Origin of the sequence: Aeromicrobium sp. CF4.19, assembly GCF_051262555.1 — a bacterium.
Lineage (GTDB): Bacteria > Actinomycetota > Actinomycetes > Propionibacteriales > Nocardioidaceae > Aeromicrobium.
Genome location: NZ_JBIMEU010000006.1, coordinates 226,822 through 241,245, shown reverse-complemented (window position 1 = coordinate 241,245; position 14,424 = coordinate 226,822). Strand labels below are relative to the sequence as shown.

Sequence of the window (14,424 nt, the reverse complement as noted above, 5' to 3'; positions counted from 1 at the left end):
CCCGGTGTCCTTGAGCCTGGCTGCACGCACCATCATCGTGTGCGACGCCTCGACCTTGGTGGCCATCTCGGCCAGGCGGAACAGGACGGCCTGGTGGTCGGCGATCTGCTTCCCGAAGGTCTTGCGCTGCTGGGCGTAGGCGATGGCCAGCTCGAAGCCACGAATCGCGAGGCCGCAGGCGCGGGCGGCGACGTTGACGCGGCCGACCTCGACCCCGTCCATCATCTGCGCGAAGCCCTTGCCGGGCTCACCACCGAGGATCTGGTCCGCCGCGATCTGGTGGTCCTCCAGGATGAGCTCGGTCGTCTCCACGCCCTTGTAGCCCATCTTCTCCAGCTTGCCGGGCACCGTGATGCCCTGCGCCGTCTCGCCGAAGCCGGGCTCCTTCTCCACCAGGAACGTGGTCATGTTCTTGGACGCGGAGTCGGCGCCCTCCTCGGACTTGCACAGCACCGCGACGAGCGTGGACGTACCACCGTTGGTCAGCCACATCTTCTGCCCGGTGATGGAGTACGCGGTGCCATCGGAGTCTGGGTCGTCGACCTTGGTCGCCTTGGTGGTGATGGCCGCGACGTCGGAGCCGAGCCCGGGCTCGGACATCGAGAACGCGCCACGCACCTCGCCCGTGGCCATCGCCGGCAAGTACTTCTGCTTCTGCTCGTCGGTGCCGTGCTGCATGAGCAGGTAGGCCACGATGAAGTGCGTGTTGATGACACCGGAGACGCTCATCCAGCCACGCGCGATCTCCTCCACCACCAGCGCGTACGTGAGCAGCGACTCCCCCAGCCCACCGAACTCCTCGGGGATCGTCAGACCGAAGACACCCAGCTCCTTGAGACCCTCGATGATCTCGGTGGGGTACTCATCGGCGTGCTCGAGCTCCTGGGCCACCGGGATGATCTTCTCCTCCACGAACTGCCGGACCGTCTTGATGATCTCGGTCTGGACATCGTTGAGGCCCTCGGTGCTCGCCAAGCGGCTCATTGCGTGCCTTTCCCGGTGCCGCGGATCTCCGCCAGCACCTCATCGTTGTGCTCGCCCAGGTGGGGCGGAGCCATGCGAACCGACGGCGCGGCCCCGTCGAACTTCCAGGGGGTATTGACCACGCGAGCGCCCTGTACGTCGTCGCGGTCGAACGCCATGACCATGTCGCGGGCCGCGGTCGACGGGTCGTCTAGCACCTGTCCGATGTCGAGCACGGCGCCAGCCGGCACGCCGACCTTATCCAGCACCTTGATCACGGTTTCGGCCGTCGTGGCCCTGAACGTCACATCGAGCTCGGCGAGGAGCTCGGTCTTGTGCGCGAGTCGGAGCGGGTTGGTGGTGAAGCGCTCGTCCGTGGCCAGGTCCGGCCGTTGGAGCGCCTCGCACATGCGCTGGAACTGCGAGTCGTTGCCGACACACATGTTGAGGTAGCCGTCACCGGTTTCGAACATGCCGTACGGGCAGATGCTCTTGTGTCCATTGTTGACCGACGGCTCGACGACGCCAGTGCTCAGGTATCGCGCGGCGTGGTGCGTGAGCATCGAGACCAGGCTGTCCTGCATCGCGATGTCGACGGTGCGGCCGACTCCGGTGCGTGCGCGCTCGAGCAGGGCGCCCGACACGGCAGCCGCGGCGAACATGCCCGACGCGATGTCGCCGATTGGCACGCCCCACTTGGTCGGCTGTCCCTCGAGCCCGGTCATGGGCATGACGCCTGCCGTGCCCTGCAGGATCTGGTCGTAGCCGGACCGGCTGCCCATGTCCCGTCCGAAGCCGCTGATGGAGCAGAAGATCAGGCGCGGGTTCAGGGCACGCAGCGTCTCGGCACCGAGGCCGAGCCGATCGGCCGTGCCGGGTCGCCAGTTCTCAATCACGACGTCGGCCGAGGCGATCACTTCGAGAACCGTCGCGTGATCGTCGCGGTCCTTCAGGTCGAGCGCCATCGACCGCTTGTTGCGGTTGACCGACATGAAGTACGCCGCGTCGCCGCCGATCATCGGCGGGCCCCAGTGGCGGGCGTCATCGCCGCGGTGCGGGCTCTCGATCTTGATGACATCGGCGCCGAGGTCGGCCAGCATCAAGGTCGCGTACGGGCCTGACAATGCCTGCGTGAAGTCGACGACGCGCACGCCGCCGAGCAGGCCGAGGGTCATTGAGCGACCTTGAGCACGACCGACTTGGTCTGACAGAACTCGCCGAGGGCGTCGAAGCCCTTCTCACGGCCATACCCGGACTTCTTGAAGCCACCGAACGTGTACTCCACGCCACCACCGGCGCCGTAGGTGTTGACGTACACCTGGCCCGAGCGAATCTCTTCAGTCAGCGTCATCGCGGTCGCGAAGTCCTTCGTCCAGACTGCCGAGATGAGGCCGTACTCAGTGCCGTTGGCGATGTCGATCGCCTGCTGCGTCGAGTCGAACGTGGTGACCGCGACAACGGGGCCGAAGACCTCATCCTGCGCGATCTCGTGGTCGGGCGCGACGCCGTCAAAGACGGTCGGCGGGAAGTAGAACCCGCCGACCGGGGTCGCGACGCGTTTCGGACCGCCGATGCGCGGGTCGGCCGACGCGGCGGCGCGCTCGACCATGCGGGTGACGCGGTCGAGCTGCTTCTGCGAGATCAGCGGGCCGAGGTCAGGGTCGGCGGGGCCGGCGCCGATTCGGACGTCGCCGACCGCTTTCTCGAGGCGGTTCAGCAGCTCGCCGTGGACCGCGTCGTGCACGACCAGGCGCGAGCCCGCCGAGCAGGTCTGGCCCGCGTTCTGCAGGAACGACTTGAGGATCACCGGGACGGCCACGTCGAGATCCGCATCGGCGAAGACGATGTTCGGCGACTTCCCGCCGAGCTCGAGCGCGACCGGAATAACGTTGTCGGAGGCCGCCTTGGCGACCATGGATCCGACCGGGACCGACCCGGTGAAGGAGAGGTGGTCGATACCGGTGTGGGCCGACAGTGCGGCCCCTGCCTCGGCACCAAGGCCCGGCACGACGTTGAGGACACCGGCGGGCAGGCCAGCCTCGAGCGCGAGCAGCGCGACCTCGACGACCGACAGCGGCGCGTCCTCGGCAGGCTTCACGACCGAGCAGTTGCCGACTGCGATGGCCGGCGCGATCGTGCGGCACCCGATTTGGAGCGGGTAGTTCCAGGGGATGATGTGACCGGTCACGCCGAACGCCTCGTGCCTCGTGTATGAGATGTACTCGCCGTCCGGGGGCAAACTGTTGCCGAAGAATGCCTCGACCGTGCTGGCGTAGTAGGTGAAGTAGCGGGCGGCAACATCGACGTCGGCGCGCGCCTGCGTCAGCGGCTTGCCGGTGTCCCGGCTCTCCAGCAGCGCGAGGCGCTCACGTTCGCGCGTCACCAGGCCGCCGATGCGTCGCAAGATCTCGGCGCGCTGCGCGACCGGCGTGTGGCGCCAGTCCTCCGACGCGGCGCGGGCTGCGGCGACGGCGGCGTCGACCTCGACCTGGGTGCCGCGGGCCGTGCGGCCCAGCAGCTCGCCGGTGGACGGGTTCACGACGTCGAGCGTGTCCTCGGTGAGGATCTGCTCTGCGCCGATCACGCAGGGGCTGACGTTCATGGTTCTCCTCGGGTCATGCTCAGTGGCCCACGACGCGGTCGTCGTGGAGCTGCGTACGGGTGGCGCGGTCGAGGCCGAGCACGTCGGCCAGAACGGAGTCGGTGTCTGCGCCGATGCGGGGCGCGGGAACGGCGTCATGCTCGACCGACGTGAGGCGCAGCGGTGAGCTGGGCGCCAGGTGGCGGCCGACGCCGGGTTGGTCGATGACCGACATCAGCGGGTTCGGCCGGTCCTGCAGGTCATGGATCGCCTCGCCGAACGTGCGGTACTGCGACCACACCAGCGAGGTGGGAGAGAGCGCCTCGGTGGCCTCGGCGGTCGTGCGGCCGGCGAACCAGCGCTGGAACAGACCGGCGAGCACCTCGCGATACTCGAAGCGGTCGTCCTCACGCCGGAACGAGACAACGAGCGACGACTCAAGGGCCTCCACGGGCGCCCGCATGTCAGTGACCTCGAGCAGGTCGTCCCAGTGACGGGCGGTCAGCGCGACGACCATTAGGCGACCACCGTCGGAGCAGGAAAAGTCGCGCGCGAATCCGCCGTAGAGATAGTTGCCGATGCGCGTGCGGTCGACCTGATTGACCTGGGCCTCGGCGAGGAAGCCGAGATTGCCGGCCATCGCGAGCGCGACATCTTGCAGCGCGACGGTGACCCGTTCGCCCTCACCGGTGTGGACCCGACGCCGATCGGCCGTCACAACGCCGAGCGCCGCGTACAGACCGCACGCGATGTCCCAGGCCGGCAGCACATGGTTGATCGGGTCGGCGTGACCGGCGGGGCCGGTTACCATCGGGAAGCCGACTTCGGCGTTGACCGTGTAGTCGACCGCGGGCGCCCCGTCGCTGCGGCCCTGGACCTGCACGTGGATCAGGTCGGGGCACACCTCGGACAGCGCCTCGTAGGAGAGCCAGTCACGCCCGACCGCGTTGGTCAGGACAACGGCGGTGCCCGTCTCGCAGGCCGCAACCAAGTCGCGGACGATCGCGCGGCCCTGCTCGGAGCGGAAGTCGGCAGTCACCGAGCGCTTGCCCTTGTTGAGGCCCGCCCAGTACATGCTGGTGCCGGACTCGGCCAGCGGCCAGCGCTGACGGTCGGCCGCTCCCCCGATCGGATCGACGCGGATGACGTCGGCACCCATCTGAGCAAGGGTCATGCCACCGAGCGGCGCCGCGACGAACGTGGACACCTCAAAGACGCGAAGTCCGCTGAGTGGTTCGGCGCTCAGCGATGCTCCTCGCGCCCGCGTCGAGGTGCACATCCCCAGCCTCCTCGTCCCCGGAGTAGGTAACCCCGGCACCCCATTGTTGTCCCATGGAATGGGCGACTGTCAAGTCACTGAGATTTCATTATGTTCGAAGCCGAAGGCGTTGTCCAACATCCGGAGCCCGCTCGGCCGACAGTCATCACAGGTGCCGACCGTGGGATCGGACAATGCCGCGGCGATGCGTTCCCACGCCGACGGGCTTGCACGTGGTTTCGTCGCCCATCAGGTCTCCGAGCTTCACGTACCGCATGCGCGCAGCTGGGGCCACGCGCCCCTTGGCGCTCGAGTGGAATGGCCGCGGCGTTCAGGGCCGTGTGGCGCACCTTGAGCCATCGGCGCCGCGAAGTCGTTACTCGTGGCGCCTCTGGGCGCATGCGTCACCGGGCTGCTCTCGCTGGGACGGAGCTACCTCGTCGACGGGATCGGGGCTCCACTGGCAGGTCGGTTCGAGCAAGGAACCACGCGGTCGAACCTCGACCAGTCGGATCAACCAGCCGCGAAGATCCTCCGGAGGGTCGGCGCAAGCTCGGCAGGTCGATCGAGCACGGCAAACTCCCGGCCCTCCGTGCGAAGTGAATCTCGACCGTAGTAGCCCCATCCCGCACCGATGAACGATGTTCCCGCATCGAGCGCGGCCCTCGCGTCGTGCGGGCCGTCACCGACGTAGACCGCCGACTCGGAACGCCACCCGACCTTGCGAAGACCGTGGAGAATTGGCTCCGGGGAAGGCTTCCGCTCCACCGTGTCGTCCGCAGTGACAACCACGTCGAAAAGGTCGAGACCACCCCGAGCGCCATCGAGCGGGGCCAGGTCGCCCGGCGTCCGACTCTGCCCCTTGTTCGTCACGATCCCCAGCCGAACACCGTCCGCCCGAAGCTCGGCGAGAACGTCGACGACGTCGGGATACACGGTCGTCAACTGCGGCGAGAGCTCCGCGTAGTGCTCGTCGTACCGCGCCGCGTACTCCGCGGCCCGCTCGTGTCCGGCGATGGCCGCGGCCGTCACGCGCAGGCGTTCTGCCAGCAGGACGCCTTCGGAGTACTCCGCGAGCCGTTCGGCGGCGCCGTCGAACTCGCCAGCCGCCGCTCGCATGGCTCCGAGGATGGCGGGTCGGGAGTCGACCAGCGTGCCATCCAGATCAAACAGGGCCGCGGGGACGGAATCACTCATCGTCGACCACCGAACACGAGGAACTCTGCCGGATTGTCAATGGCGACCATCGTGAACACGTCGTCGGGCAGCACGGTGGCCAAGGCGTTCAGACAGCCATCCAGGCCCGGCCCGCCGCCGTACGCATGCTGATAACGCGCCCGCCCCAGGTCCCCAGAGACCATTAGGCGGGTGTGGCCCGCGTCGATGAGCGACAGGATCATCGCCGCTCGCTCCTCGTCGGCCGCGTACTTCGCCTTGGTCCACTGGTCGAAGCCGAGCCACGCACCCCGGGCAGCCAGACCGTTGAGGTAGCCGAAGTCGAGGTGCCGATCCAGGTGGCCGATGCAGACTTGCTCGAGCGGATGACCTGCCGCGTCGAACATGTCAAGCTGGTGGTCTCCGAGCGTGCCGGCCTGGGTGTGCGTCATGATCGGCGCGCCGGTCTCGCCCGCGGCGATCGCGGCCGCCGCGAACACTGTGCGCTCCACGTCCCACACCTCGTCGGTCGAGCACGTCCCGACCTTGATCAGGCCGGCGCGAGCCTCGGTTCCGTCGACACCGACCCGGAGGTCGTGCACGAACTGGGAGGCGAGGTCTTCCTCGGAGCGTCGCGACGTCCCTGCCGGGTAGTAGAGGCCCTTCTGGAGTCCGGTCGCCTGCACGACGTGGACCCCCGACGCACGTGACGCTTGGACCGCGATGCTGACGTCACGCCCGTAGTCCGGGGTCGTCAGTTCACAGACGGCTCCACCCCCAGCATCGGCAAGACGTGACAGCTCCAGTGCCGCACCCTCGGCGTGGCCGAAGTCGAGGTCCTGCGCTTCCCGGGTCGCGAACGGCGGTGGCGAGCAGTAGAGATGCTCGTGCACCAGTGTCCTGCCGAGCCGAGATGGCTCGATGTCTCCGAGGACGGTGCGAATGAACGGTGGGGACACGATTTCCTTTCGAGTGGGGGCTCAGTGCGCGAAGAAGTCGCGGGCGAGGTGCTGTGCACGCTTGAAACGTTCGAACTGGTCGAGATGCAGACGGTGCAGGTGAGGGTCAGGTTCGATTCGCTCGCGGATTCGGACCATTCCGCGCTGCGCGCTCTCCATGTCGTCCCTGACTCCGAGCGCGACGGCGGCCATGATCACGGCACCGAGCGCCGCGGGCTCGTCCGACTCCGGCGTCTCGACCACAGCTCCCGTGAGGTTGCTCAGCACGGCGGGCCAGATCGTGCTGGATGCGCCACCACCGGAGAGCCTGATGGCGAGCGGCCGCTCGCCTACCACGTCGTAGCAGTCCTTCATCGAGTAGGCCATGCCTTCGTACACCGCTCGGAACACCTCGGCGCGCGAGGTGTCGTGTTCGAGGCCGAGCAGCGTGCCGCGAAGTGTCTGGTCCTTGAACGGCGCTTGGATGCCGACCGCCGAGAGGTATGGAAGGAACACCAGGCGGGTCTGCGCCTCGGGCACGTCCCGCACTGCCGACTCGAGCTTGGCGAAGTCGATGCTGCCGTCGACGTCCTCGAAAGCCGATCCCAGCTGGTCGAGCCACCAGTCGAACGTGCTCGCTCCAGAGGTATTGGCCAAGGCGTAGGCGTAGCGGTCGTTCGGCATGCGCAAGGGCCATCCGACCCCTCTCACCCCGTCGGCGGGGTCGTCCACGACGCCGACACTCAGCCAGCTCGTGCCGAGCACGGAGACCCAACCGCCCGGGGCGCTGATGCCCGATCCCACGAGTGCAGCCGGCACGTCCGACAATCCGCCTGCCACTGGGGTTCCCGTCGGTATGCCGGTCGCATCAGCCGCAGCGGCCGAGACGCGCCCATGAATGGCGTCGCTGCGCCGGATGGGCGGCAGTCGGTCACCCCAAGCCTCAGCACCCAGGATTTCGAGCAGACGAGTCGACAGGGTGCCGGTCCGCGGGTCGAACGGCCACCACGACGCATCCGATGGCTCGGTGCTCACCGAGCCGGTCAGCTGCAAGCGAATGTAGTCCTTTGCGTTCAGCACGTGCTTCGTGCGGCGAAGAAGGTCCGGCTCTTCCCGAGCGACCGCGTTCAGGAGCATGGCGGTCATGCCCTCGAGTGGGCTGGTGCAGGCGATGTCGAGATACTCCTCGTAGCGGCTGCCTTGCTCGAGCTCGGACACCACGTCGCGGGCTCTGGCATCGGTCCACGCGATCGAGGCTCGAGTAGGCCGTCCGTCCTCCCCGACGAACCATGCCCCCGCGGAGTGGCCTACGAGCCCGACGCCTGCGACGTCCTTCGTCCGCTCGCCCAGCGCGTCCATGCACTCGCGAATCGTCTCGAGCGTGAGGCCCCACGTCGTGTTGGGGTCCTCCTCGTGATTTCCCGGCGAGGCGTGGAGCGCCTCGATCCGCCGGGCCGAACGTACGACCTGTCGTCCCTCGACGTCGAAGACCACGGACTTGACGACGGAGGTTCCCTTGTCGATGCCGAGGAGAAGGCGATGATCTGCCATGACCATGCTCAGTGACCCACCCGGCGTCCGGTGACGAGGCCTCGTGCGGCGGTGCTCATCGCCACCGCGGCGATGAGCAGCACTCCCTGGAAGATGTAGTTGACCGCCGGGCTCACCCCGTAGATCGCCATGCCGTTGGTGCCGACGGTCACGGTCACCACGCCGATCAGCGTGCCGATGACGTGGAACTCGCCGTTGCGCAATGCGGCCGACCCCAAGAAGGCTGCGGCGAAGGAGGACAGCAGATAGCCCTCGCCTCCGGTGATCTGACCGCTGCCGACGTTGGCCGTTATGAGCAGTCCGCCGAGAGCCGACAACACTCCACCCAGGCAGAAGGCCGCGATCAACACGCGATGCACACGAATGCCACTGAGCTCTGCCGCGGTGCGATTGCCACCGACCGCCTGCACCTCCAGCCCGAAGGTGGTCTTGTTGAGCAGCCACCACATCGCAGCGACGACGACCGTTAGCAGCACGATCGCCCACGGCACGCCGAGGATCGAGCCCAGGAAGATCTGGAGCAGACCCACTCCCGACGGGTCGAGTGTCTGCGGGCTGCCGTTCGTGAGCATGTAGTTGATTCCGAACACCACGCTGCCGACACCGATCGTCGCGACCAGAGCGTTCACACCGAGCTTCGTCACGATCAGCCCGCTCACCAGGCCGATGGCGACACCCGCGGCCAAGATGAGGAGCACCACCAGCAGACGGTTGGGAATGGAGCCGGCGTAGTAGGAGGCCGTGATGATGCAGCACAGGCTCGACACGTAGCCGATGCTCAGGTCGAACTCGCCCACCATGAGGACGACCGTGAGGCCGAGGCCGATCACGACGCCCACCGTGGACTGGACCAAGATGTTCTCGACGTTGCCGAGCGACAGGAAGTCGCCCCCCAACAGCACGCTGAACACCACGATCATCAGCCCTAGGAGGATGAGTGTGCCGTAGGTGCCTAGGATCTCGATCAGTCGCGCGGAGCCGCTGCGATTGGGGCGCGGCGCCAACGCCGCGTTCGTCACCTGGTCGGAGTTCTTGGTCAGCTCGGTCATGCGACAGCTCCAGTCGTATCGGTCGCGAAGCACAACCGGGTCAGTGCATCCTCGTCGAATTCGGCGCCGGACGGCGCCTCTTCGGTCGTTCGTCCTTCGACCATCACCTGGATGCGGTCGCAGAAGTCCAGCTCGGCCAGCTCGGAGCTGACGTAGACGACGGCGACCCCTTGAGCGGCGACCGTCCGGATGAGCGTCTGGAAATCTCTTCGTGCGCCCACATCGACCCCGCGCGTGGGCTCGTCCAGGAGCAGCAACTTCAGCCCCGGTGTCAGGACGCGGCCGAGCACCACCTTCTGCTGGTTGCCGCCGCTGAGCGTCGTGATCGGGTCCTTCAGCGAGGCCGCCTTCAACGCGAGCGCATCCATCAGCTCGCGGGTCGACAACAGGTATCGAGGCGGTGATGACAGCCAGCCCTTCGGACCGCGTCCCAGCTCACGGAATCTCGAGCTCGAGCAGTTGAAGACGATGCTTCGTTGTGGGAACAGCGCCTGCGTGCCGCGCTCCTCTGGTACAAGTGCCACCCCGCGCGAGATCGCGTCGCGCGCCGACCGTGGCTTGAAGCTCTCGCCCAGGAGCTCGATCGAGCCGCTCTCCAGTGGGCGAAGACCCATCAACGCCTCGAGCAGCTCGGTGCGGCCTGCCCCGACCAGCCCGGCGACCCCGAGGATCTCCCCGCGCGCAACCTGCAGGCTCGCTCGACGGACGCGTGAGTGGAGTGCGACGTCCTTGATGTGGAGAACGGGGACCTGCTTCGCCTCCCCCGGCGCGAGAGCCGCAGCGACCTCAGGTACCAGCCGGCGTTGCTGCGGCTGCTCGATGGTGGGCGCGATCAACTCGGCCAGTTGGTTCTCGCTCCAGCCCGCGACCTCACCCTCGGACACGAGCGCACCATTGCGCAGGACCGAAGCACGGTCACAGATCCGGCTCACTTCTCCGAGCCGGTGGCTCACGAACACGATAGCGGCGCCTTCTGAGGCGCGGCGGCGGACGATGCGGAAGAGGCCGTCCACCTCGTGGGGCCCCAGCGAGGCAGTCGGCTCGTCGAGGAGGATCAAGTTCGCGCCGGACACGAGGGAACGAGCGAGAGAGACGGTCGCCTGCATCGCAGGAGAAAGACTGTGCAGCCGAGCGCGCATGTCGACGTCGATACCCCACTCGGCGAAAAGCTCGCGATAGAGCGACTCGTCGAACTCGGGCCTGAAGCGCTTGCCGAGGCCCAGGTTCTGCGCGACCGTCAGGCCGGGCACGACCGCGAGCTCCTGGTGGGCGACGCGGACCCCCGCCTGAAGCGCCTCGCCGGCCGACGATGGCGCATACCGACGACCTTCGAGAGTCACCTCTCCGCGCGTGGGAGGTTGGAGGCCTGCGACGATCTTGATCAGCGTCGACTTGCCGGCGCCGTTCGCACCGAGCAGCGCGTGCACGGTCCCGCGACGGATGTCGAGGTCGACGGAGTCGAGTGCGAGCGTCGCCCCGTACGACATCGACAAGTCGCGGCAGCTGAACGCCACGTCGTTCGACGGCTGAGGTGTCGACGAATTCCCCGTCTCGGTCATCGCAGGTCTTCCCCTCACGCTGTCAATCTCCCGACGGCGCGACGTAGTCGTCGTACTCGGAGATGTTGTCCTCGGTCAGGAGAACCGTCGGGGCCGAGATGGTCTTCGGCTCCCAGCTCTCCGGCGACTCGCGATACTCGCTGATCATGTCGACGAGCATCTGACCGCCCTCCTCGGCCTTAATCCAGAGGATCGCCGTGATGTCCCCGTCGCGAAGTGCTCCGGTGGTCGCATCAGACAGGTCCCAGGTGTAGAGCATGTAGGGCCCGCGCCCGAGCTGCTTCTCCGCGGCAATGGCACCCAGGGCGCCCTCCCCGAAACAGGGCCAGATCACGAGCGTCGTGTCGTCGGAGTCCTGGCGGCTCTGCAGCCAGCCCGCGGTCGCCTGCTGAGCCGACTGCTGAGGTCCTGGGACCCTGACCTCTTGCTCCGAGACGGTCACGTCCGGCAGGTCGGCGAGTCGCTTCTTGAGGTCCTCCTGACGCGCCCGGCACGGTGCACCCGGGGTGTAGTTGAGCTGCAGCAGCTCAACCTTGCCGAGCTTCTCCAGCTCGGCGACGAACGGCTCGTTGACAGCCTCAGAACCCACCAGCTCGACCGCGCCCGCAAGATCGCCGCCCACATCCCCGGACACCGAGCTGAATACAGGGATTCCGGCGGACTTGGCCGTGGCGATTCCCGTGGTGAGCTGGTCTGGCGTGAAGACCTGGACACTGATCACGTCCACCTTGCGCTGGACGAGATTCTGCATGGCGCCGATGGCGGCCGCCGGGTCGCCATTTGCGTTGAGCTCGATCACCTCCCAACCACGCTCTTCCATAGCAGCCTTGGCGCCCTCTCGGTCCTCCAGCGCGGTGACCTGCGCCGCGTCGAAGGCCACAAGGCCCACCGTGTACTGGTCCCCCGAGCCCCCCGACGAGCTACCACAGGCCGAGAGCCCGGTAGCCAGCATGACGGCCGCTACGACCATCCCCGCCTTCTGCCTTGAACGCATGAATGACGCCCTCTCTGGTCAGGGTGCTGGCTTGGACTGTGACGTCAGTCGCACCACTCAATGGACATATGACAGCAGACTGAGACTTAGTTGTCAATCAGTTTCCGTGACCTGCGCCACGCCGGAGAGGAACGGATACGTTCCGGTCCGGAGTCACAGCCTTGGCGCGTGACGGGTCACGACCTTTCGACACTCGACACGGCCCAGCCTGGAATCCGTCGGCGAGGTGTGAGGGCCCGGAGCGTCGGGCGGTGGCGCTGACGATCAAGGATTCTGCACATCCCACGGTGGGAGCCACACGGTCGCGGTGGGTCGTCAAGCGGGCGATCGAGACGGGAGCTCTCGCAGCGTGCCGGCAAGCGGCGGCCGCCATGTGATGACGCTTGCCGGGCGCCCGATCTCGTGGGCGCGGGTGACGTACGGGGTCACCGCACGGGACTCAGATGGTCGTCTGACCCCCGAGGTCGAATGACGTCCTACGAGCGGCCTCCCGCACCTGTTCAGCAACCGCGAGCTCGGAGTCGAGGACCGTCTCGGCAACGCCACTGGCTGAGACCGCGGCCACCACGTCGCCGCGGAAGTCGAAGACAGGGGCTCCGATCGCGCCTATGCCAGCGGAGACGTTGCGATCCGAGACCGCGTAGCCACGCGATCTGGTCTCATCCAGGTCGGACTCCACCTGCCTACGCGTCGGCACAACCCTCAACGGTGTGGCTCGGGCGTCGAATCCCACCTCGTCGACGTGCGCGGCCCACGCGCGTCGCACCTCGTTACTGCTCCAGGCCAAGATGGACATCGGGCCTGCGCCGGCATGTAGTGGTATTGCGCCTCCGAGCATGAGCACGAGACTTTGAACGCTCTTCCCCTCCACTCTCTCGATGCACACCGCTTCGAGATCGCGGCGGACGACAAGGAGCGAGGTCAGTCCGGTGCTCTCCTGGATCTGATGCATGTGCGGCAAAGCCGCCTTCCGAACGTCCATCTTCTGGACGGCGCTTGACCCGAGACGGAACAGCTGAAGACCGATGCCCCATTGCCCGCGCGGCCCGTCGGACTCGACCCACCCAAGCTCGGCCATCTGCCGCACCATCCGGTGCACGCTGCTCCGCGGCTCGCCAAGCACTTCGGCAAGTTCGGCCACTGACGCCCGTTCGGTGGACGCAAGTGCCTCGAGCAAGGCCGAGACCTTGCCGAGAACGCTCACGCCGTCTCCAGAGCTGTGGGTGACCTTGTCAGTGACCATGGCAGAATGATCACCCAGTGAGACTCTAAATGTCAATCAGTGGACACGTTTCCCACTCCGTTGGACTAGCGGCGGCCGTGCGGTGAGATGCGTCCGCCCAGCAAGTCACGTGCTTCGGCCTCCACACCGGGGCCATCGAGTCGGTAGTGCTCGTATAGATGCGTCGGCGGGCCGATCACCACATACTCGTCACGGATGCCATGCCGATGAAGCCGCACCCCGCTGCCGGCCTCGGCAAGCACCTCGGCGACGGCGCCCCCGAGGCCACCGATGACGTTGTGCTCCTCGACCGTCATGAGCATCGCGGACTGCTCGGCGGCAGTGAGCACCGCGTCGATGTCGATCGGCTTCACTGTGTGCATGTCCACGACACCGACGTCGACGCCGTCCGCTCGCAGCCTTTCCGCCGCTTGCAACGTCGGGTGCAGCGACGTCCCGCCGGTGATGATCGCGAGGTCCGCACCGGTTGAGTGGACGATCGCACGGTCGGGGGTAAAATCTGAGTCCTCCTCGTAGACGATCGGCTCGCGGCCGCGGCCCATACGGAAGTAGACCGGCAGTGGGTGGTCGGCGTAGGCGAGAAGAGCTTGGCGCATCTGCACCGAGTCCGCGGGCGTCACGACGGTGAGGTTGGCGATCGTGCGCAGGATGCCGACGTCCTCCGTCGCGTGGTGCGAGGTGCCGTAGAAGCCGAAGGAGATGCCGGCGTGATGCCCGATGATTTTCACCGGCAACTGGGTGTAGGCGATGTCGGTGCGGATCTGTTCGATGCAGAGGAGAGCCGTGAAGCAGGAAAAGCCCGCCACATAGGGCTCGACGCCGGTGGTCGCGAGACCAGCTGCGACCGAAACCATGTTCTGCTCGCTAATGCCCATCTGCAGGAAGCGCTCCGGATACTTGTCCCGGAAACCCCACAGGCCGTTTGAGAAGGCGAGGTCGGGCGTCGTGACGACAAGCGGTCGACCGTCCTCGATCATCTGCCCGAGATCACGCCCGAGCTCGAGCAGACCACTCGACTGGGTGAGCATGCTCGGAATGTGCCACGAACCGCCGGTCATGGGGGTGCCATCCCCGCGACGGGCCGTCATCCGCTCCCGCAACTCCGGGGACAACGAGGTGTCGTCGGTCATCCG

Annotated in this window: 12 protein-coding genes; all 12 read right to left on the bottom strand. The window is 67.0% G+C overall.

The window, feature by feature from the left end; translation table 11 throughout:
• Positions 1 to 984: acyl-CoA dehydrogenase family protein (locus tag ACHAAC_RS14185; protein ID WP_435716932.1), on the bottom strand; the 984-nt coding region annotated here is incomplete at its 3' end.
• The gene (locus ACHAAC_RS14180; RefSeq protein ID WP_435716931.1) at positions 981 to 2,138 is read right to left on the bottom strand and encodes a CaiB/BaiF CoA transferase family protein; all 1,158 of its coding nucleotides are present in this window, start codon (positions 2,136 to 2,138) and stop codon (positions 981 to 983) included. The genes ACHAAC_RS14185 and ACHAAC_RS14180, both read right to left, overlap by 4 nt.
• A complete protein-coding gene (locus tag ACHAAC_RS14175; protein WP_435716930.1) occupies positions 2,135 to 3,565 on the bottom strand; it encodes an aldehyde dehydrogenase family protein in 1,431 nt (476 codons plus the stop codon). The genes ACHAAC_RS14180 and ACHAAC_RS14175 overlap by 4 nt, the downstream gene beginning before the upstream one ends.
• A gap of 19 nt (positions 3,566 to 3,584) precedes the next feature.
• Positions 3,585 to 4,823, bottom strand: coding sequence for a CoA transferase (locus ACHAAC_RS14170; protein ID WP_435716929.1), 1,239 nt, complete (start codon positions 4,821 to 4,823; stop codon positions 3,585 to 3,587).
• A 492-nt stretch (positions 4,824 to 5,315) separates the two neighbouring features.
• Positions 5,316 to 5,999, bottom strand: coding sequence for an HAD family hydrolase (locus ACHAAC_RS14165; RefSeq protein ID WP_435716928.1), 684 nt, complete (start codon positions 5,997 to 5,999; stop codon positions 5,316 to 5,318).
• Entirely contained in the window at positions 5,996 to 6,916 is a 921-nt protein-coding gene (locus ACHAAC_RS14160) for a phosphotriesterase family protein (RefSeq protein ID WP_435716927.1), read from the bottom strand. Before ACHAAC_RS14160 ends, ACHAAC_RS14165 begins: the two co-directional genes overlap by 4 nt.
• 21 nt (positions 6,917 to 6,937) lie before the next feature.
• A complete protein-coding gene (locus ACHAAC_RS14155) occupies positions 6,938 to 8,446 on the bottom strand; it encodes an FGGY-family carbohydrate kinase (protein WP_435716926.1) in 1,509 nt (502 codons plus the stop codon).
• An 8-nt stretch (positions 8,447 to 8,454) separates the two neighbouring features.
• The gene (locus ACHAAC_RS14150) at positions 8,455 to 9,495 is read right to left on the bottom strand and encodes an ABC transporter permease (RefSeq protein WP_435716925.1); all 1,041 of its coding nucleotides are present in this window, start codon (positions 9,493 to 9,495) and stop codon (positions 8,455 to 8,457) included.
• Positions 9,492 to 11,054 (bottom strand): sugar ABC transporter ATP-binding protein, encoded by a 1,563-nt coding sequence (locus ACHAAC_RS14145; RefSeq protein ID WP_435716924.1) that lies wholly within the window; start codon positions 11,052 to 11,054, stop codon positions 9,492 to 9,494. The genes ACHAAC_RS14150 and ACHAAC_RS14145 overlap by 4 nt, the downstream gene beginning before the upstream one ends.
• A 22-nt stretch (positions 11,055 to 11,076) precedes the next feature.
• Complete coding sequence (locus tag ACHAAC_RS14140) at positions 11,077 to 12,024, bottom strand: sugar ABC transporter substrate-binding protein (RefSeq protein ID WP_435716923.1); 948 nt, start codon at positions 12,022 to 12,024, stop codon at positions 11,077 to 11,079.
• Between the two features lie 463 nt (positions 12,025 to 12,487).
• On the bottom strand, positions 12,488 to 13,291 hold the full coding sequence (locus ACHAAC_RS14135) for an IclR family transcriptional regulator (RefSeq protein WP_435716922.1): 804 nt from the start codon (positions 13,289 to 13,291) through the stop codon (positions 12,488 to 12,490).
• A gap of 65 nt (positions 13,292 to 13,356) precedes the next feature.
• Positions 13,357 to 14,421 (bottom strand): transketolase family protein, encoded by a 1,065-nt coding sequence (locus ACHAAC_RS14130; RefSeq protein WP_435716921.1) that lies wholly within the window; start codon positions 14,419 to 14,421, stop codon positions 13,357 to 13,359.
• Positions 14,422 to 14,424 lie beyond the last annotated feature (3 nt).

Bases quoted from the DNA above. Each gene is read 5' to 3' on its own strand.
- ACHAAC_RS14165 (WP_435716928.1), bottom strand. From the start codon at position 5,999: ATGAGTGATTCCGTCCCCGCGGCCCTGTTTGATCTGGATGGCACGCTG.
- ACHAAC_RS14150 (WP_435716925.1), bottom strand. From the start codon at position 9,495: ATGACCGAGCTGACCAAGAACTCCGACCAGGTGACGAACGCGGCGTTG.
- ACHAAC_RS14135 (WP_435716922.1), bottom strand. From the start codon at position 13,291: ATGGTCACTGACAAGGTCACCCACAGCTCTGGAGACGGCGTGAGCGTT.
- ACHAAC_RS14140 (WP_435716923.1), bottom strand. From the start codon at position 12,024: ATGGTCGTAGCGGCCGTCATGCTGGCTACCGGGCTCTCGGCCTGTGGT.
- ACHAAC_RS14180 (WP_435716931.1), bottom strand. From the start codon at position 2,138: ATGACCCTCGGCCTGCTCGGCGGCGTGCGCGTCGTCGACTTCACGCAG.
- ACHAAC_RS14155 (WP_435716926.1), bottom strand. From the start codon at position 8,446: ATGGCAGATCATCGCCTTCTCCTCGGCATCGACAAGGGAACCTCCGTC.
- ACHAAC_RS14175 (WP_435716930.1), bottom strand. From the start codon at position 3,565: ATGAACGTCAGCCCCTGCGTGATCGGCGCAGAGCAGATCCTCACCGAG.
- ACHAAC_RS14145 (WP_435716924.1), bottom strand. From the start codon at position 11,054: ATGACCGAGACGGGGAATTCGTCGACACCTCAGCCGTCGAACGACGTG.
- ACHAAC_RS14130 (WP_435716921.1), bottom strand. From the start codon at position 14,421: ATGACCGACGACACCTCGTTGTCCCCGGAGTTGCGGGAGCGGATGACG.
- ACHAAC_RS14170 (WP_435716929.1), bottom strand. From the start codon at position 4,823: ATGTGCACCTCGACGCGGGCGCGAGGAGCATCGCTGAGCGCCGAACCA.